The following is a 20,650-nucleotide window of genomic DNA, read 5'->3' as shown; positions in this document are numbered from 1 at the left end:
GGGCAGCCGTGAGGACAGCGCAGGCGACGGACACACTGGAGGGAGCGAGCACCGCGAGCGACTGAAGCGCGCAACGAGCGTGCGCCGTCCTCACGGCTGGGGCTTTGGAGGCATTCACCGCCGATCTGTTCTCAGTTATTTATAAACAAGCGGCTGGGGCTTTGAAGCTGTTCACCGCCGATCCGTCAGCAACCATTTATAAGCGGCCGGCTGGAGTTTCGGAGGCGACCACGGTCGACCGCAATCAACGATTTATAAATAATCACTCTGAACGGCAATTCGGGAGGTCACGGCATCCGTCAGCCGCTACTTATGAGACGATCTCGTCGATCAGCTCGCGCGCGCTCCGCCGGACCGCCGCGTCGCTCTCGATCGAGGGTTCCCACCCCAAGTCGGCGAGCTTCTCGATCGACAGCCGCATCTTCGGCACGTCGCCGGTCCAGCCGCGGTCGCCGCCGGTGTAGGCGTACTCCGGCTCCACGCCCAGCTCCTCGCTCACGATGTCGGCGATGTCTGTGACGGAGGTGGTCGTCCGCGTGCCGAGGTTGTACACGTTGTACGCGTCGTCGGCGTGTTCGACGACGTGCTGGATGGCGTCGACGCACTCGGAGACGTGCATGTACGACTTCTCCTGGCGGCCGTCGCCGAGGATCTCCAGCTCCGTCGGGTCCTCGTCCAGCTTCTCGATGAAGTCCGGGATCACGTTGCCGCGCTGGCGCGGGCCGACGATGTTCGCGAAGCGGAACACCCACGACTGGACCCCGTACGAGTGCGCGAACGTCGAGATCAGCGCCTCGTCCGCGAGCTTCGATGAACCGTAGATCGAAATGGGTTCGAGCGGCGCGTAGTCCTCGGCCGTCGGCCGCGGCGCCTCGCCGTACACCGTCGACGAGGAGGTGAACGCGAAGCGGTCGACGCCGACCTCGCGCATCCGCTCTAAGACGGTGTACGTCATCTCGGTGTTCTCCTCGAAGAGGACGCGGTCGTCGTCGTAGTTCGTGTCGGTGTACGCCGCGAAGTGGAAGACGGCGTCGAGGTCCTCGGTGACCGCGCGGGCGACGTCGTCCGAGTCGGTCACGTCCGCTTCGACGAACTCGGCGCCGTCGGGGACCCGGTCGCGCGTGCCCTTCGAGAGGTCGTCGGCGACGCGGACGGTCGCGCCGCGGTCGAGCAGCGCGGCGGCGAGGTGGCTCCCGACGAGGCCGGCGCCCCCGGTGACGAGGACGCGCGAATCGGCGAGGTTCATACCGGTCCGTCGGCGGTCGCGGATAAGTAGGTGTGGAATCGGAGCGAGGGCGGCGGGGCGGGAACGGAGCGGACGCGACTACAGGCTCTCGAACGCCTCGTCGACCATCTCGCCGGTGTCGGCGACGATGTCCGCCATCACGTCGTCGTCGGGCGCCATGCCCGCGAGCCGGGCGATGCGCATGATGGAGACGTGGTAGACGCGCTGGACGCCGGGCTCCTCCTCCCAGACCACGACGTTACACGGCATCAGCGCGCCGAGCGTGTTGTCGGTCGCGTCGAGCGCGCGGTCGGCCACCTCGGGGTTGCACGCGCCCAGCACGTAGTAGGGGTCGCGGCCCGCGTCGGCCTTCTCGTTGAGCATCTCCGACGGGGAGAACTCGACGGGGACGCCGAAGCCGGCATCGGTGAACACCTCGCGGACGTGTTCGATCGCCTCCTCGTGACCCATCTCGAGGGTGGTCTGCTGTTCGCCGATGTCGTCCGGGTCGATCTGACTCGGGTCGATTGGGAGCGTCATTCGTGTACTGTCTTGGACCTACGTAACAAAGGCTCTTCGGATAGCACGCGGAGAGAGCCGAGAACCAACCTGTTGAACCTCATCGGAGCGACCGGCGCCCCGATAGTATTGTGCGTTTCGGGAACAACTTTAACCCATTCTGCCGCCCTATTGTCCGGTACGATGACCGCGTCAGTGCGTGACGATCTCGAACGCGACATGGAGTGCCTCGAGCTCTTAGAGTGCGTTCACGGGCTCAACGAGCGGGATCAGGCGGTGTTTCAGGCGCTCCACGGAGAGAACGAGGGGCTCACCGTCGACGACGTGGCGGACCGGCTGGACTGCGAGCGGTCGACGGCGTACCGGTCTATCTCCCGGCTCGTCGAGGCCGGCGTCGTCGTCCAACGGCAAGTCAACTACGATCAGGGCGGGTACTACTACGTGTACCGGTTGCGAGCGCCCGAGGAGGTCGCCCGCGAGATGCAACGGCTGCTCAACAGCTGGTACGCGACCGTCGGTCAGCTCGTTCAGGAGTTCGAGTACCGGTACGGCCGAGAGACGGACGAACGCGAGGACCGTCCGATTCGGCCCGGGACCTGACGCGCGGGCGACCGCACCGCTCGGCGCGGCGGTACCCACGCAACCCGCCGCGATATTGTGAGAAGCGTACAAATAAATAAATCGCTGGGGATCGAACGGACGGGTATGGCCGAAGACACGGGAGCGTCTCGACCGCCCGCGACCGACGACGCTCCCGCCGAATACGTGCGGGCCAACCGCGAGGAGCTGGTCTCGCTGACCCTCGATCTGCTCGCGGTCGACACGTCGAATCCGCCCGGCGACACGCGGGAGATCGTCGCCGAGATCGAGCGGTTCCTCGATCCGCTTCCGGTCGCGGTCGAGCGGTTCGCCGTCGACCCGACGAAGCCGAACCTGCTCGTGCGGGTCCCCGGCGCGTCAGACCGCACGCTGCTGTACAACGGACACCTCGACACCGTGCCGTTCGACGCCGACGCGTGGACGCGCGACCCGCTCGGCGAACGCGCCGCCGACCGCGTCTACGGCCGGGGCGCGACCGACATGAAGGGCGCCGTGGCGTCATTGCTGTTCGCGATCCGGGCCGTCGCCGCGACCGAGACGGAGCCGCCCGTCGACCTCCTGTTCGCCTTCGTGAGCGACGAGGAGGTGGGCGGCGACGCGGGCCTCCCGGCGCTGCTCGACGCGGATACGCTCGACGCGGACGCGTGCGTGATCGGCGAGCCGACCTGCGAGGAGGGACGCCACTCCGTCACGGTCGCGGACCGGGGCAGCATCTGGCTGACGCTCGAGGCGAGCGGCGAGAGCGCCCACGGCTCTCGACCGACGCTCGGCGTCAACGCCGTCGACCGGCTCTACGACGCCATCGAGACGATGCGCCGACGCTTCGGTTCCGAGCGGCTCGACGTCGACGCCGAGATGGAGCCGATCGTCGAGGAGTCGATCGAGTACTACGCCCCGTCGATGGGCGAGAGCACCGCGCGGGACCTGTTCCGATACCCGTCGATCAACCTCGGCGTCTTCGAAGGGGGCGACGCGATAAACGCCGTCCCGGGGTCCGCGCGCGCCGAGGTCGACGTGCGGCTGACCGCGGGCGTCCACACGCCCGACGTGCTCGCGCGGATCCGCGAGTGCGTCGCCGACTGCGAGGGAGTCGCGATCGCCGACGTCTCGTGGAGCGTCGGCACCGCGGAGGACCCGGACGGCCCGCTCGTCGAGGCCGTCGCGTCGACGGCGACGGCCGTGACGGGAGACCGCATCTTCAGGCGGAGCGCCACGGGCGGCGGCGACGCTAAGAAGCTCCGGAACGCCGGGATCTCGACCGTCGAGTTCGCGCTCGGGACCGACACGCTCCACGCCCCGGACGAGTACGTCCCGGTCGACGCGCTCGTCGACAACGCGGTCGTCTACGCTCGACTTCCGTCGGCGTGGCGGGCGGAAACGGACCGGTAGCGGACCGCGACGGGCGGGAGGACTCGCTCACCGCCGGCCCGGAGCGGGTCAGAAAGGCTTAGATAGTAAAATTGGTTATTTATGGGCATGAAAAACAATACTAACTCGGCGCACGAACGGCCTCGCGGGAGCGACGAGCGCGGTTCCGTAGTCGGCGGAATCGACCGAGTCGCCGTTCCGCACCGACCCCCGCGAGTCGGCGTGTCGGGTGGCCGCTGACGATGGAGCGGTTTCAGAACACCGGCCAGCCCGACTGGGACTGGTGGGGGAAGCTCTGGCCGACTCCGGGCGCGACACTCCGAGACCTCGGTATCGAGGCCGGGCAGTCGGTCGCCGAGGTCGGCTGCGGGAGCGGCTACTTCGCGCTCCCCGCCGCTCGGATCGTCGAGCCCGCGCCCGTGTACGCGGTCGACTTGGACGAGGCACTGCTCGACGAGCTGGGCTCGCTCGCCGAGCGACAGGCGGTCGAAAACGTCGTTTCGGTCCACGGCGACGCCCGAGATCTGACCGAACTCCTCCCGGACCCGGTCGACGCGCTCGTCGTGGCGAACACCTTCCACGGCGTCGACGACCGCGCCGCGTTCGTCGCGGAGGCGTTCGACGCGATCGCGCCCGGCGGCAGCCTGATCGTCGTCAACTGGCACGACCGCCCGCGCGAGGCGACGACCGTCGGGGGCGAGCCCCGGGGCCCGCCGACGGAGCTGCGGATGCCCCCCGAGGAAACGGAGGGCGCCGTCAGTCGGGCCGCGGCGTTCGAACTCGACCGGCGGATCGATCTGCCGCCGTACCACTACGCGCTTGTGTTCCGCCGGTAGCGCACCGGCGCGCTCGCGTCGCGGTCGCGACCGACGCGCTCGCAGCGGTCGGATTTTAGAATAGTGGAATTCTCGCACAAGACTAATAGGCCGCCCCCGCAACTGTCGCGTGTGAGACTGCCATGACCGAGATCGAACCCGACAACACCGTCGACGCCAGAGGCGCGGCGTGCCCCGGCCCCCTGATGGACCTCATCGGAGCGATCCGAGGCGCCGAGTCCGGGGACGTCGTCCGACTCCTGAGCGACAGCGAGGGGTCGCTCACCGACGTCCCCGAGTGGGCCGAGGAGGCCGGCAACGAGCTGCTCGCCGTCGAGGAGCTCGACGACCACAACGCGTTCTACGTGGAGAAAGCATGACCGAGCGCATCGTCATCGTGGGCGGCGGGACCGGCGGGTCGGTGCTCGCCAACGACCTCGCCGACCGGCTCGAACCCGAGCTCGACGCGGGCGACGTCGAGGTCACCCTGATCAACGACGGCCCCGACCACGTGTACAAGCCGGTCTGGCTGTACGTGCCGTTCGGCCAGCGGGAGCCGGCGGACGGGCGCCGCGCGCTCGACGAGCTCGTCGACGACGCGGTCGACCTCCGGATCGACCGCGTGTCCGAGATCGACACCGACTCCCGGCGGCTCCGGTTCGACGGCGGCGGAGCGCCGATGGAGTACGACCACCTCGTGTTGGCGACCGGGTCGACGCTGGAGCCCGAGCAGATCCCCGGGCTCGTCGAGGGCGGACACGACTACTACAGCGAGTCCGGCGCGACCGCCCTGCGCGAGGAGCTGCTGGAATTCACCGAGGGCGAGATCGTGTTGAGCGTCATCGGGACGCCGCACATGTGTCCGGCGGCGCCGCTGGAGTTCGTCTTCATGGTCGACGACTGGTTCCGCGAGCGCGGCCTGCGCGAGGACGTCGAGGTCACCTACACGTACCCGATCCAGCGCGTCCACGGGAATCCCCACATCGCCGAGTGGGCCCGTCCCATCATGGAGGAGCGCAACATCAACGTGGAGACGTTCTTCAACGCGGAGTCGGTCGACCCCGACGCGGAGACGATCACGTCGATGGAGGGGACCGAACTCGACTACGACCTCCTCGTGTCGATCCCGCCCCACGGCGGCGTCGACCTGATCGAGGAGGCCGGGCTCGGCGACGGCGGCTGGGTCGACGTCGACAAGCACACGCTGGAGGCCGAGGCCGAGGCCGCGGAGAACGTGTACGCGCTCGGGGACACCGCCGACACCGGCGTCCCGAACGCGGGCAGCGTCGCCCACTACCAGGCCGGCGTCGTCGGGCAGCGCCTCGCGAGCGAGATCCGAGGTCGGCCGGCGACGGCGACGTACGACGGCAAGACCCTGTGCTTCATCGAGACCGGGATGGATTCGGCCTCGTTCGTCGAGTTCGACTACGAGAACCCGCCGTCGCCCGCGCCGCCCTCGGAGAAGCTCCACTGGTCGAAGCTGGCGTACAACGAGTCCTACTGGCTCACCGCGCGGGGGCTGCTCTGACCATGTCCGAGACGGAAGCCTCCGAACCGACCGACCTCGAGGCGGCGATCGCGGAGAACCCGGAGGCGGTCGCCGCGTTCGTGGAGCGGCTCGACGCGGTCAACGAGCTGCTGGACGTGCTCTCCCTGGGCGAGGGCGCGCTCTCCGACGAGATGGTCCGCGAGCTCTCGGCCACCGGGTCGACGCTCGCGGAGTCCGCCGACGGCCTCGCGACCGACGAGACCGTGGCGCTGGCCGCGGCGGTCGGCGAGAACGGCGACGAGCTGCGGGCGGCGCTCGACACGCTGGTCACGCTCCAGCGGAGCGGCACCCTCGACGAGCTGGCCGAGATCGCCGAGGTCGGGTCGCTGGCGACCGCGGCCCTCGACGACGAGATGGTCGCGTCGCTGGCCGGGACGGGCGCCGCGCTCGGCGAGGTGGCACAGACCGCGGCCGACGACGACACGCGCGACGGCGTCGAGACCCTGCTGAAGGGCGTCGGCGAGGCGGAGCGCGAACCGCCCGAGCGGGTCGGCGCGGTCGGGCTGCTCCGCGGCGTGCGCGACCCGGAGGTCCAGTACGGGCTGGGCTACCTGCTGGCGGTGGCGAGCGCGATCGGCCGCGAACGCACCGCCGCAGAGTCCGAGTAGCGCCCGCGGCGGTTCGCGCCGCTCCGCCGGTCGATCGAACGGGTCGCTATCGCCGTCCCTTGTACCTGATAAAGTATCGACGACAGCCGGAGCGACGTCTGCCGTCCCGACCGGCGCGACGTCCGCCGTGTCGAGAAGCGCGACGCCCGCCGTGTCGGGGCCCGCCGGTCGAGATTCCGACCCACGGGTCCGTTTCCTCGGCGGTCAGACGAGGAGCTGGATGTCCGCCTCGGCCATGTCTTGGAGGGCGGTCGCGGCGCCGACGCCCGTGGTGACGCCGTCGTAGAAGTCGTCCTCGTCGTAGCCCATCAGGTCGATTGTCATCTGACAGGCCTGGAACTCGACGCCCATGTCGAGGCTCGTTTCGAGGAGCTCCTCGATCGTGGCGGTGTCGTTGTCCGCGATCTTCTTCTCCATCATCTTCGTCGTCACGCGGTCCATGCCGGGGAGCGCGGCGACCGCGTTCGGGACGGGCATGTTGGGGTTGCCGACGGAGCTGAGCTTGAGGTCCTTCGAGCGCTCCTCGTGGAGGATCTCGAGCCCCCAGAACGTGTGGAAGACGGTCACCTCGTAGCCGAACGCGGCCGCGGTGCTGGCGAGGATGAGCGGCGGGTACGCCATGTCGAGCGTCCCCTTCGTGGCGATGATGCTCATCTTCTTCCCCCCGTCGTCGGCCTCGGCGAGGGCGTCCTCGAGCTCGTCGACGCGCGCGGCCAGCTCGGCGCGCGAGGGCGCCTCGTCGGCCGGCATATCCTCGGCCGACGCCTCGTCGGCCGGCACGTCCTCGGTCTGCGCCTCCCCGGCCGACGCGTCGGATGTGTCCGTGCCCATCGTTACTCGGTCTTGCGGACGTAGTGTGTGTACACGTCGTCGCCCTCGGTCTGGTCGACGAGCTCGACACCCTCGGTGCCGTCGGCCCAGCCGTCGATGTCGCTCATGCTTCCGGGGTCCGTCGCCAGCACTTCGAGGACCTCGCCCGCGGCGAGGCCGTCGATGGCAGACTTCGTCTTTACCACCGGCATGGGGCACGATGCGCCTTTCACGTCGAGCGTCTCCGCGATGTCGAATTCAGCACTCATTGGATATCTGCTCCGGTTGTCTGTATTGGAGCTATCGCACAATACCCCCCGACCGAGTAAAAGATTGTCGGTTCTTGTGGAGAGTGCCGACTACTGTATAAGACGAAACCGGTTAAGCTGTTCTATAACCCTCATACTCGGTCGAGCGGGGGCTCGTGAGCGAATATCGCCGACAGTAGTATTGTCCAAAAAAGGAAATACTATGAAAATGCTTTTGTGCGTCGACCCGGTACAACCGAGTGCGAAACATGAATGCCGACGACTTCCCGACTCCGGACGTCGACGTCGACTCCGTCGACCCGGAATCGCTCAAAGACCGAATCGACGCGGGCGAGGACGTCACGATCCTCGACACGCGTATGGGGTCCGACTACGACGAGTGGCGCATCGACGGCGAGAACGTCACGTCGATCAACGTCCCGTACTTCGAGTTCCTCGAGGACGAGGTCGACGACGACGTCCTCGATCGGATTCCCGACGACCGCGAGGTGACAGTCCTCTGCGCGAAGGGCGGCGCCAGCGAGTACGTCGCGGGCACGCTCGCGGAGCGCGGCTACGACGTCGACCACCTCGAGGACGGGATGAACGGCTGGGCGAGCATCTACGAGGCCGTCGAGGTCGACCGCTACGACGGCGCCGGCACGCTCCTCCAGTACCAGCGCCCCTCCTCGGGCTGTCTCGGCTACCTCCTCTACGACGACGACGAGGCCGCGATCATCGACCCGCTCCGGGCCTTCACCGACCGCTACCTCGACGACGCCGACGAGCTCGGCGTCGACCTGACGTACGCCATCGACACGCACATCCACGCCGACCACATCTCGGGCGTGCGCGACCTCGACGCCGAGGGCGTGGAGGGCGTCATCCCCGAGGCCGCCGTCGACCGCGGCGTCACCTACGCCGACGAGCTGACTACGGCCGAGGACGGCGACACCTTCGAAGTCGGCGACGCCACCATCGAGACCGTCCACACGCCCGGCCACACGACCGGGATGACCTCCTACCTCGTCGACGAGAGCCTCCTCGCGACCGGCGACGGGCTGTTCATCGAGAGCGTCGCCCGTCCGGACCTCGAGGAAGGCGACGAGGGCGCGCCCGACGCAGCGCGCATGCTGTACGAGTCGCTTCAGGAGCGCGTCCTCACGCTGCCCGACGACACCCTGATCGGCGGCGCGCACTTCAGCGACGCGGCCGTCCCGGCCGAGGACGGCACCTACACGGCGCCGATCGGCGAGCTCGTCGCGGAGATGGACGCGCTCACCATGGAGGAGGACGACTTCGTCGACCTGATCCTCTCGGACATGCCGCCGCGGCCGGCCAACTACGAGGACATCATCGCGACGAACCTCGGGCAGAACGCCGTCGACGACGAGGAGGCGTTCACCCTCGAGCTCGGGCCGAACAACTGCGCCGCCAGTCAGGACTCGCTCGCGGGTGACTGACGACGCCCATGGTCGCTGACCCAGTACTGCTTCAGGCCGTCGCCGACCTCTTCCCCAACGGGATCAGCCGGTACGCCGTCGGCGGGCTGCTCGTCGGGCTCGGGACCGTCGTCATCTACGTCGGGACCGGTATCCCGGCCGGGGCGAGCACGTTCCTCGAGTCGACGCTGTCGTACGTCTCCGACCAGTCGCGGTTCCAGCGGTACGTCGGCTCGCGGGACTGGCGGCTCGTGTTCACGGCCGGGATCGTCCTGGGCGCGCTCGCGTTCGCCGCGACGGTCCAGTCCGGCGTGGTCACGACCTCGCTGTACGAGCCCGGGACGACCGGTCAGCTGTACGAGGTCGCCGGCGTGACGCTCTGGACGACGGACGTCCAGCCGTGGCGGCTGTTCTTCGGCGGGATCCTGGTCGGTATCGGGACCCGGATCGGCAAGGGGTGTACGTCCGGCCACGGCGTCTGCGGCGTGGGCTCGGCGTCGAAGACGTCGCTGGTCGGCGTCGCGACGTTCCTGACCGTGGCGATCGGGACCGCGCAGGTCGTCGCGGCGTTGGGGGTGAGTCCCTAAATGGGAGACCGACATCCCCTGTTCAAGCCGCTGGTCTTCGTCGGCGGCCTGATATTCGGGTTCGGGCTCGGGTTCAGCCACATGGCGCGGCCGGAGGTCGTGGTGAACTTCCTCCTGTTCGAGGACCTCGGCCTCCCGTTCGTGATGTTCGGGGCCGCGATCGTCTCGGGAATCGCGTTCGCGCTGCTGCCCCGGATCCGAGACGCCGCGCCCCTCACGGGCGACCCCTACGAGCGGCGCCTGAAGCCGTTCGATCGGAACGTCCTCATCGGCGGGGCCGTCTTCGGCGTCGGCTGGGGGCTCTCCGGCATCTGCCCGGGCGCGGCGTACGCCAGCCTCGGGGTCGGTAACGTCACCATCCTCTGGGCGCTCGGCGGCATGTTCGTCGGCGCGTACGCACAGGGGTACTGGCGGAGTCGGAGCGAGGCCCGCGACGCCGCCCCGGCGGGCGCGGACTGACACGCCCCCTCCATGGACCCCGCTCTCATCGCCCTCTTCGTCGGCGCCGCGCTCGCCAGCCTGTTCATGGCGTGGGTGATCGGCGCCGGGTCGAGCGGCGCGACCCCGTTCGCCCCTGCCGTCGGCGCGAACGCCATCGGGACGATGCGCGCGGCCCTGCTGGTCGGCGTCTTCGGCTTCGCCGGCGCCGTGACGCAGGGCGGCAACGTCTCGGAGGCCGTCGGCAGCGGCCTCGTCGGCGGGATCAGCCTGCCGGTCGCCGGCGTCATCCTCGTGCTCTTGCTGGGCGCCGGGCTGATGGCGATCGGTATCACCACCGGGATCCCGATCGCGACCGCGTTCACCGTGACCGGCGCCGTCATCGGCGTCGGCCTCGCGCTCGGCGGGACGCCGGTCTGGGCGAAGTACCAGCAGATCGGTGCCGTCTGGGTCCTGACCCCGTTCGTCGGCGGCGGCGTCGCGTTCGCCATCGCCGGCGTCCTCCCGCGGCCCGGGGTGCCCGAGCGATACAGCGTCGCGGCGCTCGCGGGCCTCGTCAGCGCCGTTCTCGTGAACGTCCAGTTCAGCTTCCTCGGCGAGGGGGCCGCGCCGGGCACCGTCCGCGGCCTCGCGCAGCGGACCCTCTCGGTCGACGGCCTCGCGGCGGCGGCCGCGATCACCGGCCTCGCCGCGCTGGCGATCGCGACCGTCGTCTGGTGGGACGTGAGCCGCGACGAAGCGGGCGGGCTGCGGCGCGTGCTGCTGGCGCTCGGGTCGCTCGTCGCCTTCTCCGCGGGCGGGAGTCAGGTCGGGCTGGCGGTCGGGCCGCTGCTCCCGCTGCTCGACGAAGTCGAGATGGTGTCGGCGACCGCCGTCCTCGTCGGCGGCGGGTTCGGGATGCTGGTCGGCTCGTGGACCGGCGCGCCCCGGATGATCAAGTCGCTCGCGCAGGACTACTCCTCGCTCGGGCCGCGCCGCTCCATCTCCGCGCTCGTCCCGTCCTTTTTGATCGCGCAGCTGGCCGTGCTGCTCGGCGTGCCGGTCTCGTTCAACGAGATCGTCGTGAGCGCGATCATCGGGAGCGGCGCGGCCGTCGGCGGCCGCGACGCGGTGGACGCCGAGAAGATCCTGACGACGGTGGGCGCGTGGGCGGGCTCGTTCGCCGTCTCGTTCGCGCTCGCGTACGCCGTCGCGGCGCTCGCGTTATAAGCGACCCACGCCGCGGCGGCGTATCTTTATAATACCCGAAGCGGTAGCAGCGGCGCGTGCCTGCGAGCGGCCGCCACCGGCGGCCGCGAGCCAGTACGCGCGAGGGAGTCGGGCGCCCGGAGCGAAGCGGAGGGCGGCCGACGAGGCTGGGGAGGCGTGAGGTGCGGTCGCGGTGCTGTGCCGGGCGGGACTCAAAGGGGCAGCCGCGAGGACGAAGCACGACGACGCAAGCACTGGAACGAGGGAGCGAGCGCAGTGAGCGACCGAGTGAAGCGCACAGCGAGTCGCGCGAGTCCTCGCGGCTGGGGCTTTGGAGGTGTTCCCCGCTGATTCGTCACTGATGATTTATAAGCGAGCGACTGGGGCTTTGGAGGTGTCCGTCACCGAGCCGTCAGTAACTATTTATAAACAAGCGGCTGGGGCTCTGTGGCGGTGTTCGCAGGCGACTCACTGGCATCTGTTTATAAACGATCGGCAGGAGCTACTGACGTAGCCGCCACGGCAGCGATCGCGTCACCGCGGCGTGACGATCTGCTCATCAAGACGGGTGCTTTTTTAAGTTGCTCGGGGCGGCGGGACGAGGAAGACGTTCCCGCTCGCCCGCGCGACGATCTCCCCGGAGACGCTCCCCAGCAGGAGCCGCCGGATGCGGCTCCGCCCCTTCGACCCGACGAGGACCGTCGACGGCGTGACCGCCGCCTCGGCGGCGAGGATCTCCTCGGCGGGGTCGCCGCGGCGGACCTCGGTCCGCGTTGCGATCCCCCACTCCTCCAGCGTGCGCGCTCGCTCGGCCAGCCGCTCCGCCGGGCCGACGCCGTCGTCGGCCCCCGCGTCTTTCGGCGACCGGACGTGGACGAGCGTCGCCTCGTCGGTCGCGTGACGGAGGTACGAGAAGGCGTCGAACGCGCGCGCGGCGTGCTCGGAGAAGTCCGTCGCGAAGAGTATCCGCCGAAAGAGGTGCTCGCGGCGGACCTCGGGGTCGTCGGCCGCGCGCTCGACGCGGTTGACCAGCAGCGGGACGACGGTGGTCCGCGCGAGGTTGCGCGCGGTCGAGCCGATGACCCGGTTCTCCAGCGGGCTCCGTCCCCGCGACCCGACGACCGCGAGGTCCGCGTGGACGGTCTCGGCGATGTCGTTGAGACGGCGGTGCGGCGTCCCGCGGACGACGTGGGTCTCGACGTCGAACCCCGCGGCCTCGATCACCGCTCGGTACCTGTCGAGTCCGCGCCGCCGGCGCGCCTCGAAGTCGACGCCGGGTGTCCCGGTGTGGACGTTCGCCGGGACGACCGTGACGAGGTGGACCGCCCGAACGCCGATACGGCCCAAGCAGTCGAGGCAGGTCTCGTTCGCTATCGTCGCCTCGCTGGCGGCCGACAGGTCGGTCGCGCACAGGGCCCTCATGGCGACGCCTACGGCGAGCGGCGACAACACGGTTGCGCTCGGTTCGGCGGATGCGCCCGCTCGAAAACCTCGCTGTAAGTTATCGGTACTCCGGCCGAGGTTACCGGAATATAGTATTGTACAGTCAGCCCAAAACCGTTATAGGCACGAAGCGGGTAGGGGAGAGTGAGCAGAAATGTGCCAAAAGCGAATTTCCGCGTTCGGAAGTCGGAGGGTGAGTCGATGGCAGGACTAGAGATCCCGAGCTGGGACCCGGAGACGGCCCTGCTTATCGGCGCGATCCTCCTCGAAGCGTTCGTGCTGTACGTGGGCTACGGGGGCCTCGAACGGCTCGTCGGGCCGTACCTAATGGACATCATCGTCGGGGGTGACGCGAGTGCTCGGTAGCCTCCTCAGCGGCCCCGGCTTCCTGGGGACGAGCCCCGAGATGCTCGCCCTGTTCGCCGGGTTCGGCCTCGTCGTCGGCGTCCTGTTCGGGTTCTTCGGCATGGGAGGGTCGTTCCTCGTCACGCCGGCCCTGCTCATGTTGGACTACCCGGCGCCCGTCGCGGTCGGGAGCGGGATGGCGTTCGTCTTCGGGACGGCAGTCATCGCGACGCTGAAACACCACGACCTCGGGCAGGTCGACTACAAGCTCGGCGTGATCATGATCACCGGGACGACCATCGGCATCGAGGCCGGCCGCGCCAGCGTCTACTACCTCGAGTCGATGGGGCTCGCCGGCGGCGTCATCAGCGTCGCCTACGTCGTCCTGCTCGGCGGCGTCGGGGCGATGGTCACCCGCGACGCCCTCAAGGGCGACGGCGGGGGCGGCGTTGACCACGAGGCCGCCGACAAGGACCTCGACGAGTACGAGATCCCCGAGATCGCGAAGAAGATCCAACGGACCGTCCGGATCCCGCCGATGGTGACGCTCCGCGGCGACGTCAGCGTCTCCGTGTGGGTCATCACGGCCGTCGCCTTCTCGACCGGCGTCCTGTCCGGATTCCTCGGCGTCGGCGGCGGGTTCATCCGGATGCCCGCGATGATCTACGCGATCGGCGTCCCGGTGCCCGTCGCGGTCGGGACCGACCTCTTCGAGATCGTCTTCTCCGGCGGCCTCGGGAGCTACCTCTACGGACAGGGCGGCGGCGTGAACCTCGGCATCGTCGCGCCGCTGCTGTTCGGAAGCGCCCTCGGCGCGCGGGTCGGCTCCGCGGCGACCGCCGTCGTCGACTCCGACGAGATCAAGGTGTACTTCGGCGGGATGCTGCTGGTCGGCTCCATCGCCGTAGGCATCGGCGAAGTGGGCTCGTACCTCGGCAACCCGACGCTCGAACTGATCGGACTGGTGCTCGTCATCGGCGCGGCGGTCGTCGTCGCGTTCGCGGTCCTCTACACGACGGTCACCTCGCTCCGCGTGACGCGGCAACAGCAGACGTCCACCGCGGACTGAAACGTCCCGCTCGGTCCGCGAGAGCGGAATTGTGTTTATTCTACAACAGTATCGCGAGTCCGGTCGCCGTCGTCCCTCACAGCCCCTCTTCGCCGCCCTCCTGCGTGAGGATGACGACCATCGAGAGCCCGGAGATGAGGAGTAAGATGAGCGTCGGCACGACCGCGTACTGGTAGAGCGCGGTCGACTGCGCGCGCCAGATCTGGGTGACGATCGTGTCGAAGCCGGACGGACGGAGGACGAGGGTGACGGGGAGCTCCTTCATCGTCGTGAGGAACACGAGCGCGGCCCCGGCGACGATCCCGGACCGGGTGAGCGGGAACGTGACGCGGCGGAACGCGCCGGTCGGCGACTCGCCGAGCGTGCGCCCGGCCTCGACGAGCCGTCGGTCGACCTGGAGGATCGACGTCCGAGTGGAGCCGACCGCCTGCGGGAGGAACCGGACGACGTACGCGAAGATCAGTAGCGGCAGCGTCTGGTAGATCCACGGCGCGTACCCGGAGCCGAAGTACACCAGCGCGAGCGCCAGCACGATGCCGGGCACCGCGAAGCCGACGTACGTCGCGCGCTCGAAGACGACCGCGAGCGGCGAGTCGTGGTTCGCGGCGAAGTACGCGATGGGGATGGCGGCGAGCGCGGCGACGACCGCGGCGGCCGCCGAGACCGACACCGAGTTGAGCACCTGTATCGGCTCGAACGCGAGCGAGGGGCGACGCCCGGCCTCCGAGTTGACCAGCCACAGCCCGAGGATCCACAGCGGCACCAAGAGCGCCAACGCGGACACGCCGGCGGGGAGCAGCGTCGCCGGCCACCGCCACCGCCCGAGCGACACCCGGTCCTCGGTCCGGCCCGCGTCGTCGCCGCTCGTCTCCCGGTCCGAGCGGACCGCCCACTCCAGGGCGAGCACGAGGACCACCACGACGAGCAGCTGGAGGGAGAGCAGCGCGGCGTAGTCCCGGCCGAACGCGTTGTACTCGACGTAGATCTGCTGGGTGAACACGGGGAGCCGCATGATCGACGGGGTGCCGAAGTCGGAGACCGCGTACAGCGCGGCGAGCAGCGAGCCCGCGGCGATCGCGGGCCGGATCGTCGGGAGAGTCACGCGGCGGAACGCCGCGAGCCGGCCGTGGTTCAGCGTTCGGGCGGCCTCCAGGAGGGTCGTGTCGAACGACAGCAGCGCGGCCCGGGTCGTCAGGTAGACGTACGGGTACGTGTACAGCGTGATGACGAGGATCGACCCGGAAAGGCCGGAGACCTCCGGGACGCGCTCGACGCCGAGCGGGGCGAGCACCTCGTGGAACTCTCCCTGCGGCCCGAACGCGGAGACGAACGAGAAGGCGCCGACGTAGCTCGGGACGACGAGCGGGAGCGCGGCCGCGACCGACCAGAAGCGGCGGAACGGGAGGTCGGTCCGGGCGGTGAGATACGCGAGCGGCACGCCGATCGCGATCGAGAGGCCGGTGACGCCGGCCATCAGGAGGAGGCTGTTGACGAGCACGTCGGCGGTCCCGGCGCTGAAGAGGAGGTCGACGGCGCGCTCGCGCTCGACGGCGACCGCCTCGATGACGAGCCAGACGAGCGGGAACACGAGTGTGGCGGCGATCGCCGCGCAGAGCAGCGTGAGCCCGATCGGGAGCCTGTCGTCGCCGTCTGTCAGCCGGTCGCGGATCCGGGTTCGCAGGGACATTGTGCGGGGATGAAGTCGAGTTGTCGACGCGAGGGCGCGCCGAGCGTTAGGGGTTCCGATCGCCCGGCGAGCGCGCTCCGACGGATATATGAATTTAGGGCCACCTAAACTCTTCCATGGAACTGACGCGACGCGACGCGGCGGCCGCGCTGGCCGCGATCGGCGCGACCGGCGGTGTCGCGCTCGGCGTCCGTCGGGCGGCCGACGAGCGGAGCGGCGGACCGGGGGGCGAGGAGGTCGACCCCGCGTGGGACGGCGAGGGGCTCCCCGGCGACGAGGCGGTCCGGACCGCGATGACCGCGGTCGCGCGGACCGTGTACCCGGACGCAGTCTCCGGCATCGACGCGTTCGTCGAGGCGTTTCTCGACGGCCGGCTCGACGGGTCGCCCCACGGCGAGGGGATCCGCGCGGCGGTCGCCGAGGCCGAGTCGGCGGCGCGGTCGTGGTACGACGCGCCGATCGCCGACCTCCCGCCCGCCGACCGGGACGAGCTGCTCCGGGAGCTCGGCGCCGACGTGGCCGGAGAGAATCCCGGCGGAACGACCGCGGAGCGGGTGCGCTACTACGTCGTGAACGAGCTGCTGCTCGCGCTGTACTCCTCGCCGACCGGCGGCGAGCTCGTCGGCATCGAGAACCCGCAGGGCCACCCGGGGGGCGCGGAGAGCTATCGGCGGGGACCGCGATGAGCGGCGCCGAGAGCGTCGGCGACGAGCGGTCGGCGGCCGACATCGATCGGACTCCCGTCCCCGACGCGGACGTCTGCGTCGTCGGTGCCGGGCCCGCGGGAGCGCTCGTCGCCGACCGGCTCGCCGGCGACCGCGAGGTGGTGATCCTCGACGCCGGGCCGCGGTTCGACCCGGCCGACCGCCTCGCCAGACAGGAGCGGGCGATCCGGCCCTCCTACGGGCGGCCGGACGTCTGGGGCGTCGGCGGCGCGCGCGACGCCCACGAGAACGCCGGCGACCGCTCGTACCCCCTCAACCACGCCCGCGTGAAGGGCGTCGGCGGGTCGACGCTGCACTGGCAGGGAATGGTGATGCGGCTCCACGAGGACGACTTCAACTCCGGGACGGCCCGCGGTGTCGGCCCGGACTGGCCGATCGACTACGCGGACCTCCGGCCGTACTACGCCGAGGCGGAGAAGGAGCTGGGCGTCGCGGGCGCGTCGGACAACCCCTACGCCCCGCCGCGCGAGGAACCCCACCCGATGCCGGCGTTCGAGCCCTCCTACAGCGACTCGCTTTTCGCCGAGGCCTGCGAGGAGCTGGGGATCGACATGCACTCCGTGCCGAACGCGCGCAACTCCGAGCCGTACGACGACCGGTCGCCCTGCGTCGGCTACGGCACCTGCCAGCCCGTCTGCCCGAGCGGCGCGAAGTACGACGCGACGGTCCACGTCGAGCGCGCCGAGGCCGCGGGCGCGACGGTCATCGACCGCGCGCCGGTAGAGCGCCTCGAACACGACGGCGACGACCGGGTGACCGCCGCCGTCTACGCGACCCCGGACGGGGAGCGACACCGGCAGGAGGCGGACGCGTTCGTCGTCGCCGCCGGGGGCGTGGAGACGCCGCGGCTCCTCCTCATGTCCGCGTCCGACCGCTACCCCGACGGGCTCGCGAACGGGAGCGGCCACGTCGGCGAGTTCTTCATGGACCACCTGTTCGCGGGCGCGGGCGGCACGCTCGACGAGCCGACGAGACAGAACCACGTCGGCTTCTACACCAGCGCCTGCGACCAGTTCTACGACGAGGCCGACGCCGAGCAGGCGCCGTTCAAGCTGGAGTTCTTCAACTACGCCGGCCCCTCGCCGGTGGAGATGGCCCTCACCGGCGACGACTGGGGCGACGCGCTCCTCGACCGGCTCCGCGACGGGTACGGCGACCACGTCGCGATGGGCGGGCTCGTCGAGCAGCTCCCGGACGCCGAGAGCCGCGTGACGCTCGCCGACGACCGGACCGACGACCGCGGGAATCCGGTCCCCCGGATCGAGTGGACCGTCGGCGACCGCGCGCTCGACACGATCGAACGCGCCAACGAGATCCAGGTGTCGATCCTCGAGGAGCTCGGCGCCGACGTCGAGTGGGTCGCCGGGCCGGACGCCACCGGCCCCGCCTACCATCACATGGGGACGACGCGGATGAGCGACGACCCCGATTCGGGCGTCGTCGACGCCGACTGCCGGACCCACGACCTCGACAACTGCTGGATCGCCTCCAGCTCCGTCTTCCCGACGAGCGGCGCGATGAACCCGACGCTCACCATCGCCGCGCTCGCGCTCCGCGTCGGCGACGACGTGGCGAGCTGGCTCGCCGGCGGTTCCTGACGGGCGACTGCCATTATTTTAGGCAAACCTAAAAACTCAAGTGCGTGCGAACGGAGATGCGGGTAATGAGCGACTCAGCGCACGCGACGAACGGGTCCGCCGCCGCGGTGGAGCGCGACGAAACGAACGAGACGACCGCGGCGGACGAGGCGGCCGTCGAGGGCGACACGGACGCGACCGGCGAGTACACCTTCGACGACCTCAGCGTCGTGATGGGGACGTACAACGAGGAGGAGGCGATCGCGACGGTGCTGGAGGACATCGACGAGGTGACCGACGGGAAGGCGGAGGTCGTCTGCGTCGACGGCTCCTCGGACCGAACCCCGGAGATCGCCCGCGAACACGGCGCGCGGGTCATCGAACAGGAGCCGCAGGGGTACGGCGTCGCCGTCAGCGAGGCGATCTTGACCCCCGACCGCCCCGTCGTCGTCACGACCGACTGCGACGACACCTACCCGATGGAGGCGCTGCCGGAGTTCCTCGAAGAGGTCAACGACGGCGCCGACGTGGTGAGCGGCGACCGGCTCTATCACGGCGCCGAGGCGATGCCGGCGTTCAACCGCTTCGGCAACCACGCGTTCGCGGCGCTCGCGAGCCTGCTCATGGGCGAGCGCGTCCACGACACCACCACGGGGATGCGCGCGTACCGCCGCGACGTCGTCCAAGACATCGGCTGGACCGAGAACACTGGCCTCTCCGCGGAACTCCTCATCCGTCCGCTGATGCGGGGTTACGACGTGCGAGAGCGCCCGATCCGCTACGCCGAGCGCCTCGGCGAGACGAAGCTCGACCCGATCGGCGGCGGCGCCGCCATCGCGAAGTCGATCGTCACCGTCTGTCTCGAAGAGCAACTGCGGCGCTTCTGATGGACCGAACCGGGGACGCAGTGGCGCGTCGCCGGTTCCGGACGGTGGGAAAGAACGGACCGCACGACGGTTCGGCAGGAGTGGGGTCATAACTGCGCCGGACCGAGAGCGGCCACGAGACGGGTCGAGACGCGTCTCGGAAAACAGCGAGGCGAGGTAGAGGGGTGGCCGGGGGTTAGAACGGTTGGATCTCCCCGTCCATCTCTCCGTTTAACTCTCCGACGAACTCGGTGCGGAACTCTCCCTCGAACTCACCTTCGAGAACTCCCTCGACCTGCCCTCGGAGGTGTGTCTCCTGACCGTCCAGGACTTCATTGCCGACCTCCGTCTGAATCTCGCCGTTGCCCCGGAAGATGCCGTCGAACTCCCCGGAGACCTCTCCGTGTATTTCGCCCCTGAACGGTTGGGCGGTAACGACGCCTTCGTACTCACCGCGGACCCTTCCTTGTTTTCTCATAACACATCTCGCGGTATACCTGGAATCCATTTATAATTAACCCAGTGTCACTTGCCGCGAAGAGGCGGTGACAGGCGACGGGCGGAGTCCGTTGCCGGACCGATCGCGAGCGAGACAGGGATACCGATACTCGCACCCCGTCAGCGGCCGGTTTGGCCGCGTACAGAGGAGCAGCGGCGGTTCAGCGGTCGCCGGTCCCTGTGGCGGCCGTCTCGAAGACGACCCAGTCGGGGTGGGCGTCGGGCTCGTCCGGAAGGTACGTCCCCTCGTTGCCGCACTCCGTGACGAGCCGGCAGGTCGAGCGCTCGGGCGGCCAGACGGCCTCGACGCGCTCGCCGTCGGCTCCGGCCTCGCCGCCCTCGGTCACCCGAACCGTCACCTCCTGCCGGTAGGTGAACGTCGCGCCCGCGGGGTCGACGAGCGTCACGGTCACGGCGACCACGTCGCCCTCGGGGTCGAAGGGGACGGGTTCGGCCGCGTCGGCGTCGCCCGCGGCCGCCGCGCCGGGCAGCCGGACGCCCTCGGGCGTCACCGCCCAGTCGACCGCGAGCGAGTCGCCGAGGTCGCTCACCGTGTAGGAAGCGTGGTCGGGACCGCCCGGAGCGCCGCGTCGCGGGTCGACGCGGACCTGCGCGCGGGCGACGCGGTCGGGGACGCCGACGGTCGTCTCCGCGTCGATCCTGGGCCCCGACCGGCGGTCCAGCGCCTCCAGCTTCGGCGTGACGCGGGTCTCCGGGTCTGCGGTCCAGACACCCTGGTAGCCGTACCGGTACAAGGTGCGGTTCGGATACGCGTCGAGCACCGCGAAGTTCTCGACCGGGTCGCGGTCGAGCGCGTACACGACCTCGCCGTCGAGCCCCGGCCCGTTCCGGAGGTACTGGAACGGGTGGTTCTGCCACTCGCCGTATGGCGTGGGGAGGAACACCAGTCCGTCCTCGAACGTCGCCTCGTCGAACGGCGCGTACGCCATCTCGTGTTTCTCGTCGACGGCGGCGTTCCGCTCCATCGGGTCCGCGGCCGCGTCGACGCTGTCTCTTATACACATCTCTGAGCGGGCTGGCAA

23 protein-coding genes are annotated in these 20,650 nt (G+C 69.7%); 15 read left to right on the top strand and 8 right to left on the bottom strand.

Annotated features, from left to right (window positions below):
* Positions 1–310: 310 nt before the first annotated feature.
* Positions 311–1,246 (bottom strand): NAD-dependent epimerase/dehydratase family protein, encoded by a 936-nt coding sequence (locus tag C466_RS14910; protein WP_004598693.1) that lies wholly within the window; start codon positions 1,244–1,246, stop codon positions 311–313.
* Positions 1,247–1,324: 78 nt separating this feature from the next.
* Positions 1,325–1,765, bottom strand: a complete 441-nt coding sequence (locus tag C466_RS14905; protein WP_004598692.1) for a DUF302 domain-containing protein — start codon at positions 1,763–1,765, stop codon at positions 1,325–1,327.
* A gap of 162 nt (positions 1,766–1,927) precedes the next feature.
* Between C466_RS14905 and C466_RS14900 the strand changes: the two genes are divergently transcribed.
* The 6 genes from C466_RS14900 (at position 1,928) to C466_RS14875 (ending at position 6,684) form a co-directional block, all read left to right on the top strand.
* Positions 1,928–2,344 (top strand): helix-turn-helix domain-containing protein, encoded by a 417-nt coding sequence (locus C466_RS14900; protein WP_049908407.1) that lies wholly within the window; start codon positions 1,928–1,930, stop codon positions 2,342–2,344.
* A gap of 105 nt (positions 2,345–2,449) precedes the next feature.
* The gene (locus C466_RS14895) at positions 2,450–3,733 is read left to right on the top strand and encodes a M20 family metallopeptidase (protein ID WP_004598690.1); all 1,284 of its coding nucleotides are present in this window, start codon (positions 2,450–2,452) and stop codon (positions 3,731–3,733) included.
* Between the two features lie 221 nt (positions 3,734–3,954).
* The gene (locus tag C466_RS14890) at positions 3,955–4,548 is read left to right on the top strand and encodes a class I SAM-dependent methyltransferase (RefSeq protein ID WP_004598689.1); all 594 of its coding nucleotides are present in this window, start codon (positions 3,955–3,957) and stop codon (positions 4,546–4,548) included.
* Between the two features lie 122 nt (positions 4,549–4,670).
* Positions 4,671–4,907 (top strand): sulfurtransferase TusA family protein, encoded by a 237-nt coding sequence (locus C466_RS14885; protein ID WP_004598688.1) that lies wholly within the window; start codon positions 4,671–4,673, stop codon positions 4,905–4,907.
* On the top strand, positions 4,904–6,055 hold the full coding sequence (locus tag C466_RS14880) for an NAD(P)/FAD-dependent oxidoreductase (protein WP_004598687.1): 1,152 nt from the start codon (positions 4,904–4,906) through the stop codon (positions 6,053–6,055). The genes C466_RS14885 and C466_RS14880 overlap by 4 nt, the downstream gene beginning before the upstream one ends.
* Before the next feature lie 2 nt (positions 6,056–6,057).
* Positions 6,058–6,684: a DUF1641 domain-containing protein gene (locus C466_RS14875; protein WP_004598686.1), complete on the top strand. Its 627-nt coding sequence runs from the start codon at positions 6,058–6,060 to the stop codon at positions 6,682–6,684.
* A gap of 204 nt (positions 6,685–6,888) precedes the next feature.
* On the opposite strand, the gene C466_RS14870 is transcribed toward C466_RS14875, so the two are convergent.
* Both C466_RS14870 and C466_RS14865 read right to left on the bottom strand, forming a co-directional pair.
* The gene (locus tag C466_RS14870) at positions 6,889–7,515 is read right to left on the bottom strand and encodes a DsrE/DsrF/DrsH-like family protein (RefSeq protein WP_004598685.1); all 627 of its coding nucleotides are present in this window, start codon (positions 7,513–7,515) and stop codon (positions 6,889–6,891) included.
* 2 nt (positions 7,516–7,517) lie between these two features.
* Positions 7,518–7,763, bottom strand: a complete 246-nt coding sequence (locus tag C466_RS14865; RefSeq protein WP_004598684.1) for a sulfurtransferase TusA family protein — start codon at positions 7,761–7,763, stop codon at positions 7,518–7,520.
* A gap of 248 nt (positions 7,764–8,011) precedes the next feature.
* On the opposite strand from C466_RS14865, the gene C466_RS14860 reads away from it, so the two are divergent.
* The 4 genes from C466_RS14860 to C466_RS14845 are packed head-to-tail and all read left to right on the top strand — an operon-like array spanning position 8,012 to position 11,418.
* Entirely contained in the window at positions 8,012–9,205 is a 1,194-nt protein-coding gene (locus tag C466_RS14860; protein WP_004598683.1) for an MBL fold metallo-hydrolase, read from the top strand.
* Positions 9,206–9,213: 8 nt separating this feature from the next.
* Positions 9,214–9,771, top strand: a complete 558-nt coding sequence (locus tag C466_RS14855; RefSeq protein ID WP_004598682.1) for a YeeE/YedE family protein — start codon at positions 9,214–9,216, stop codon at positions 9,769–9,771.
* Positions 9,772–10,230 carry a YeeE/YedE family protein gene (locus C466_RS14850; RefSeq protein ID WP_004598681.1) on the top strand — a complete coding sequence of 153 codons (459 nt, stop codon included), beginning with the start codon at positions 9,772–9,774 and terminating at the stop codon, positions 10,228–10,230.
* 12 nt (positions 10,231–10,242) lie between these two features.
* Complete coding sequence (locus C466_RS14845) at positions 10,243–11,418, top strand: inorganic phosphate transporter (RefSeq protein ID WP_004598680.1); 1,176 nt, start codon at positions 10,243–10,245, stop codon at positions 11,416–11,418.
* A 555-nt stretch (positions 11,419–11,973) separates the two neighbouring features.
* Here C466_RS14845 and C466_RS14840 read toward each other — a convergent pair.
* Complete coding sequence (locus tag C466_RS14840) at positions 11,974–12,819, bottom strand: universal stress protein (protein WP_004598679.1); 846 nt, start codon at positions 12,817–12,819, stop codon at positions 11,974–11,976.
* Between the two features lie 222 nt (positions 12,820–13,041).
* On the opposite strand from C466_RS14840, the gene C466_RS17065 reads away from it, so the two are divergent.
* Positions 13,042–13,206 carry a DUF7512 family protein gene (locus tag C466_RS17065; RefSeq protein ID WP_004598678.1) on the top strand — a complete coding sequence of 55 codons (165 nt, stop codon included), beginning with the start codon at positions 13,042–13,044 and terminating at the stop codon, positions 13,204–13,206.
* Positions 13,196–14,254 (top strand): sulfite exporter TauE/SafE family protein, encoded by a 1,059-nt coding sequence (locus tag C466_RS14835; protein WP_004598677.1) that lies wholly within the window; start codon positions 13,196–13,198, stop codon positions 14,252–14,254. The genes C466_RS17065 and C466_RS14835 overlap by 11 nt, the downstream gene beginning before the upstream one ends.
* A gap of 76 nt (positions 14,255–14,330) precedes the next feature.
* Here C466_RS14835 and C466_RS14830 read toward each other — a convergent pair whose 3' ends face one another.
* Entirely contained in the window at positions 14,331–15,941 is a 1,611-nt protein-coding gene (locus tag C466_RS14830) for an ABC transporter permease (RefSeq protein ID WP_004598676.1), read from the bottom strand.
* A gap of 116 nt (positions 15,942–16,057) precedes the next feature.
* Here C466_RS14830 and C466_RS14825 point away from each other — a divergent pair, with 116 nt between their 5' ends.
* From C466_RS14825 to C466_RS14815, 3 genes are all read left to right on the top strand, one after another.
* Positions 16,058–16,627: a gluconate 2-dehydrogenase subunit 3 family protein gene (locus tag C466_RS14825; protein WP_004598675.1), complete on the top strand. Its 570-nt coding sequence runs from the start codon at positions 16,058–16,060 to the stop codon at positions 16,625–16,627.
* Positions 16,624–18,264 (top strand): GMC family oxidoreductase, encoded by a 1,641-nt coding sequence (locus C466_RS14820; protein ID WP_004598674.1) that lies wholly within the window; start codon positions 16,624–16,626, stop codon positions 18,262–18,264. Before C466_RS14825 ends, C466_RS14820 begins: the two co-directional genes overlap by 4 nt.
* 212 nt (positions 18,265–18,476) lie before the next feature.
* Positions 18,477–19,130 carry a dolichyl-phosphate hexose transferase gene (locus C466_RS14815; protein WP_239641234.1) on the top strand — a complete coding sequence of 218 codons (654 nt, stop codon included), beginning with the start codon at positions 18,477–18,479 and terminating at the stop codon, positions 19,128–19,130.
* Positions 19,131–19,305: 175 nt separating this feature from the next.
* Here C466_RS14815 and C466_RS14810 read toward each other — a convergent pair whose 3' ends face one another.
* Both C466_RS14810 and C466_RS14805 read right to left on the bottom strand, forming a co-directional pair.
* Entirely contained in the window at positions 19,306–19,587 is a 282-nt protein-coding gene (locus tag C466_RS14810) for a hypothetical protein (protein ID WP_004598672.1), read from the bottom strand.
* A 181-nt stretch (positions 19,588–19,768) separates the two neighbouring features.
* The coding region (locus C466_RS14805; RefSeq protein WP_152420192.1) for a DUF7846 domain-containing protein at positions 19,769–20,650 on the bottom strand (882 nt) is incomplete at its 5' end.

This window comes from Halorubrum distributum JCM 10118, assembly GCF_000337335.1.
Classification (GTDB): domain Archaea; phylum Halobacteriota; class Halobacteria; order Halobacteriales; family Haloferacaceae; genus Halorubrum; species Halorubrum distributum.
This window is presented reverse-complemented; position numbering and strand designations above follow the sequence as displayed.

Excerpts from the sequence above, each read along its gene's own strand:
- C466_RS14850 (WP_004598681.1), top strand. The coding sequence starts at position 9,772 with ATGGGAGACCGACATCCCCTGTTCAAGCCGCTGGTCTTCGTCGGCGGC.
- C466_RS14885 (WP_004598688.1), top strand. The coding sequence starts at position 4,671 with ATGACCGAGATCGAACCCGACAACACCGTCGACGCCAGAGGCGCGGCG.
- C466_RS14840 (WP_004598679.1), bottom strand. The coding sequence starts at position 12,819 with ATGAGGGCCCTGTGCGCGACCGACCTGTCGGCCGCCAGCGAGGCGACG.
- C466_RS14910 (WP_004598693.1), bottom strand. The coding sequence starts at position 1,246 with ATGAACCTCGCCGATTCGCGCGTCCTCGTCACCGGGGGCGCCGGCCTC.
- C466_RS17065 (WP_004598678.1), top strand. The coding sequence starts at position 13,042 with ATGGCAGGACTAGAGATCCCGAGCTGGGACCCGGAGACGGCCCTGCTT.
- C466_RS14870 (WP_004598685.1), bottom strand. The coding sequence starts at position 7,515 with ATGGGCACGGACACATCCGACGCGTCGGCCGGGGAGGCGCAGACCGAG.
- C466_RS14845 (WP_004598680.1), top strand. The coding sequence starts at position 10,243 with ATGGACCCCGCTCTCATCGCCCTCTTCGTCGGCGCCGCGCTCGCCAGC.
- C466_RS14820 (WP_004598674.1), top strand. The coding sequence starts at position 16,624 with ATGAGCGGCGCCGAGAGCGTCGGCGACGAGCGGTCGGCGGCCGACATC.
- C466_RS14825 (WP_004598675.1), top strand. The coding sequence starts at position 16,058 with ATGGAACTGACGCGACGCGACGCGGCGGCCGCGCTGGCCGCGATCGGC.
- C466_RS14895 (WP_004598690.1), top strand. The coding sequence starts at position 2,450 with ATGGCCGAAGACACGGGAGCGTCTCGACCGCCCGCGACCGACGACGCT.
- C466_RS14875 (WP_004598686.1), top strand. The coding sequence starts at position 6,058 with ATGTCCGAGACGGAAGCCTCCGAACCGACCGACCTCGAGGCGGCGATC.
- C466_RS14880 (WP_004598687.1), top strand. The coding sequence starts at position 4,904 with ATGACCGAGCGCATCGTCATCGTGGGCGGCGGGACCGGCGGGTCGGTG.
- C466_RS14860 (WP_004598683.1), top strand. The coding sequence starts at position 8,012 with ATGAATGCCGACGACTTCCCGACTCCGGACGTCGACGTCGACTCCGTC.
- C466_RS14855 (WP_004598682.1), top strand. The coding sequence starts at position 9,214 with ATGGTCGCTGACCCAGTACTGCTTCAGGCCGTCGCCGACCTCTTCCCC.
- C466_RS14905 (WP_004598692.1), bottom strand. The coding sequence starts at position 1,765 with ATGACGCTCCCAATCGACCCGAGTCAGATCGACCCGGACGACATCGGC.
- C466_RS14900 (WP_049908407.1), top strand. The coding sequence starts at position 1,928 with ATGACCGCGTCAGTGCGTGACGATCTCGAACGCGACATGGAGTGCCTC.
- C466_RS14830 (WP_004598676.1), bottom strand. The coding sequence starts at position 15,941 with ATGTCCCTGCGAACCCGGATCCGCGACCGGCTGACAGACGGCGACGAC.
- C466_RS14810 (WP_004598672.1), bottom strand. The coding sequence starts at position 19,587 with ATGAGAAAACAAGGAAGGGTCCGCGGTGAGTACGAAGGCGTCGTTACC.
- C466_RS14890 (WP_004598689.1), top strand. The coding sequence starts at position 3,955 with ATGGAGCGGTTTCAGAACACCGGCCAGCCCGACTGGGACTGGTGGGGG.
- C466_RS14865 (WP_004598684.1), bottom strand. The coding sequence starts at position 7,763 with ATGAGTGCTGAATTCGACATCGCGGAGACGCTCGACGTGAAAGGCGCA.
- C466_RS14815 (WP_239641234.1), top strand. The coding sequence starts at position 18,477 with ATGGGGACGTACAACGAGGAGGAGGCGATCGCGACGGTGCTGGAGGAC.